3 protein-coding genes are annotated in these 3,951 nt (G+C 75.1%); 1 reads left to right on the forward strand and 2 read right to left on the reverse strand.

Features of this window, described 5'->3' with window-relative positions; genetic code table 11:
- Nucleotides 1–980: dihydrodipicolinate synthase family protein (locus ADY01_RS33725; protein ID WP_107081896.1), on the reverse strand; the 980-nt coding region annotated here is incomplete at its 3' end.
- Between the two features lie 140 nt (nt 981–1,120).
- On the opposite strand from ADY01_RS33725, the gene ADY01_RS33730 reads away from it, so the two are divergent.
- On the forward strand, nt 1,121–1,882 hold the full coding sequence (locus ADY01_RS33730) for a hypothetical protein (protein WP_049580572.1): 762 nt from the start codon (nt 1,121–1,123) through the stop codon (nt 1,880–1,882).
- A gap of 36 nt (nt 1,883–1,918) precedes the next feature.
- On the opposite strand, the gene ADY01_RS33735 is transcribed toward ADY01_RS33730, so the two are convergent.
- On the reverse strand, nt 1,919–3,928 hold the full coding sequence (locus ADY01_RS33735; protein ID WP_049580573.1) for an elongation factor G: 2,010 nt from the start codon (nt 3,926–3,928) through the stop codon (nt 1,919–1,921).
- Nucleotides 3,929–3,951: the final 23 nt, after the last annotated feature.

Genomic DNA, 3,951 nt, shown 5'->3' on the forward strand with positions numbered 1-3,951 from the left:
TCAAGTGTGTAAAAGAAGCCGCCCCCCCCCCCCCCGGCGCCCGGGGCGGGGAGCCGTCCGCCCGCCGGGTCGGTCAGCAGCTCGGGCACGGCGCGCCAGGCCGCGGCGCGCAGGGCGGCGACGCGTGCCTCGGGCACCGACCGGTGCGGCCACCTGACGCGCGTGCCCACGGTGGCCCAGTCGCCCACCGCGCAGAGCGTCTTGTCCAGCGCCGGGTCGCAGTACCCTTCCGCGGCCAGCGGCGCGATGTGCTCGTCGAGGAACGCGCGCAGCCGCGCCTCCAGTTCGGCGGCGGCCGGCGGGTCGGCGCGCATCTGCTCGAACCAGCGGACGGCTCCGGCCGGGCTCATGCAGGAGACGTTGGAGTAGGAACCGGCCGCGCCCTCCCGGTGCGCCGTCGCCAGGGTGTGGCCCGCGACGAACACCGAGAGCCGGTCGGTGAGCCCCTTGGCCACCGCCACGCCGGGCACCTTGATGCCGATGACGGCCGGGAGTTCGTCGGCGATCCGGGCCAGCAGCTCGGGGCCGACCTGGGTCTTGGCGTACGGAGGGTTGTACAGCACCAGCGGCACGCCGTCGGCGGCCTCCGCCATGCGCCCCAGCGCCGCCAGCACCTCGGAGGGCCGCAGCGGCAGCCAGTCGGGCAGCACGATCTGGACGGCGCCGGGCCGCAGCGCGACCGCGCGGCGGATCCTGGCGAGCGAGATCTGCCCGCTGGGGTGGCTCGCGCCCAGCTGGTAGGGCATCCCGGCGGCCGAGCACCGCGCGGCGACGAGTTCGTGCAGGCGGTCGTACTCGGCCTCCGTGAGCGTGTGGAACTCACTCGCGGTGCCATTCGTGTAGACGCCATGTACTCCGGTACCGAGCACGGTCTCCAGGGTGGCGTCGAGACGGTCGAAGTCGATCGACTCGCTCATGGTGACCGGCAGCAACAGCGGGGACCAGATCCCCGTCAGGCTCCGTGATGTCAGGGTTTGCATGGCGGCCTCCGCGAAGGGGCTTGCGTGCGCGAAACGTGGGACATCGTACTTCGCGAGGGGTCCCGCAACACCGATGTAGCGTCGCTCCGTTCACCGGACGAGGACAGGAAGGGGCATTCGTGGCCGAGGTCAGTCAAGGGATGACGGAGGGACAGGTCATCGACCTCCTCGGGCCGCCCCATGACCGGTTGACCACGGAGGAGTTCCTCGGGGGAGCGAGGACCGGCCCCGTTCCCGGCCCGGCGCGAAGCGCGCCCCCGGCGGCGCCCGTTCGCTGGTACTACCGCGACCTTCCCTCGCGCGGCATGGCCACCGTGATCACCTTCCGGCGCGGGGTGGTGGCCCGGGTCACCTCGCGCCCCGCGGAGCGCGCCGCCACGGACGCCGGGGCCGGGCCGCCGGACCGCGCGGGGAAGGGGGCCCGGCACGAGTGGGCCCGGGAGCTGATCACCCGGCACATCGCCCGCGTCGAGGCCGACCGCCCCGACTTCGCCGCGCTCCCCGCATGGCGGCGCCTCACCGGCGCCGACGTGCTGGACTTCGTGCTCAACGCCGACGCCCACCCGCGCCACCCCGGTCAACTGGGCTGCCGGAGGCGGAGGTTCGGCTCCCTGACCGTGCTCGTCAGCCTGTTCGACATCGCCGCACCCGACCGGATCAGGGACCTGCTGCCCGGCGGTTACCTTCCCCACCTCGACCACCTGCTGCACCGGTCGGGCGCCGGCGCGGGCATCGGCGCGGGCGCCGGTCAGGACACCGCCCACTGGCTGCTCGGCCGCGCGCCCGACGGCGCCACCGTGGCCCACCTCGCCTACCTGCCCGCCTCCCGCGGCGCCGGCGCCCTCGTCCCCTGGGACCTTCTCTCCGAGGCCGAACGCCGGCGCGGAGCAGGGCCGCTGTGAGCACCCGCGCGAGCACCCGGCCGCGGGCCGCACCGGTCAGCGTTCCGCGGCGCCCGAGGTGCTCAGGTCGCGGTTGGCGAGGAAGCGCAGGTACTCCTCGTAGTTCAGCGGGTTGCCGTCGAACCGCTCCCGCCGCGGCGGCCTGCCCCGCACGGGACGGTCCGCGCCGGGCCGCGACCACAGGGCACCCTCGCCGTGGGTCAGGCCCGGCAGCGCCGCCGTCAGCTCCTGCACCAGCCGCGCCGGCAACTCCGCGGTGACCAGCCACGAGGCCCCCCGCTCACCGGACCCGGTGATGTCCGCGCCGAGCGCGGCGAGCGCCCCCACGACCCCGCCGAGCACATCGCGCGGGATCTCGATCTCCACCGACTGGCACGGCTCGTGGACCCGGCTGCCCGCCGCCCGCAGCGCCCGCAGCAGAACCACCGGCGTGAGGTGGCGGAAGTCGGCGGCGACGCTGTTCGGCGCGCAGTAGCCGACGCGGATCAACGTGACGGCGCAGTCCGTCACCTCCCAGCCGTGGAGGCCCTGTTCGAGCGTGCGCAGCGCGCTCTCCTCGATGGCCCGGTGGAACGCGCGCGGCAGCGCGCCCCACTCGACCTCGTGCGCGTAGCCGACGCCCGAGCCGGCCGGGGCCGGTTCCACCCGCAGCCCGATCGTCGCCCAGAACTCGTCGGTGCCCGGCCCCATCTCCTGGGCCGACTCCCCGACCCCGACGGGCCGTTCGAAGTAGACCGGTCGGATCTTCTCGAAGACGGGCTCGATCCCGAAGGCGCGCCGGAGGCGCGCGCCGATCACCTCCCGCTGCACGGCGCCGTAGAGCAGCAGCGACGTCGCCCCGCCGCCCGCGGGCCTGATCCGGATCAGCGGATCCTCGTCGGCGAGGCTCGTCAGCGCGGCGTGCAGCCTGGCCTCCTGACCCGGCTGCCGGGGCCGGACGACCGTCTCCAGGCTCGGCGGGGAGAAGTGCGGCTCGGCTCCGGCGTCTCCCGCCTCGCCGAGCCGGTCGCCGACCCGGATCCGCGGCAGCCCCCTGAGCCTGCCGATGCTGCCCGCCCGCCGCCTCCCCCGCGGGGCCGCCGACCCGGCGCCGATGACGTCGAGGCCGACGACCCGGCCGGTGGACTCGGACGTCGCGCCGCTCGGATCGCGCCGCCGGAAGGTGAGGCGCTGCCGCTCGCGCACCTCCCCCGAGAACAGCCGCAGATAGGCGATCTTCTCCCCGCCCTCGGCCCGTTCGACGGCGAACACGGTGCCGCGCGCCGCCCCGCCCGCATCCCGTTCCGGCGGCGGCAGGAACGTCCTGACCCCGGCCGTCAGGTGGCCCGTTCCCTCGCCCGTCAGCGCCGACCCGAAGTAGACCGGGTGGACGAGACCGGCCGCCGTCTGCCGCGCGAGCGCGCCGCTCAGCTCGGCGGCCGAAGGCGGGGAGCCCTCGACGAGCCGGGCCAGCAGGGCGTCGTCGTTCTCCGCGAGCGTCTCGGCGGCCGACTCCCCCAAGCCCCGGTCGCCGAGCGCACGCGGAACGGCCCGCGCCGCTGCGGTCCCCGGCGCCCGGACGGTGCCCATGGGCACGAGGTGCGGGGCGAGCTTCTCCCTGATGTCGGCGAGCAGCCCCTCGGGGCGCGCGCCCATGCGGTCGATCTTGTTGACGAAGAGGAGGGTCGGGAGCCGCAGCTTCCGCAACGAGCGCATCAGCACCCGGGTCTGCGCCTGTACGCCCTCGACGGCGGACAGCACGAGCACCGCGCCGTCCAGGACGGACAGGGCCCGTTCGACCTCCGCGATGAAGTCGGGGTGGCCGGGGGTGTCGACCAGGTTGACCTGGAGGTCGCCGACCGCGAACGCCGCGACGGCCGAGCGGATGGTGATGCCGCGCTCCCGCTCCAGGTCGCCGCTGTCGGTCCTGGTGCTGCCGGCATCGACGCTGCCGAGCTCGGGGATGGCGCCGTTGTCGAACAGCAGCCGCTCGGTCAGGCTGGTCTTACCGGCGTCGACGTGGGCGAGAATGCCCAGGTTCAGGGTGGTACGGGGGGTGGAGGGCAAGACGGTCCTCGGGAGTGGCGCGG

The organism is Streptomyces sp. SBT349 (assembly GCF_001083795.1).
Classification (GTDB): Bacteria; Actinomycetota; Actinomycetes; order Streptomycetales; family Streptomycetaceae; genus Streptomyces.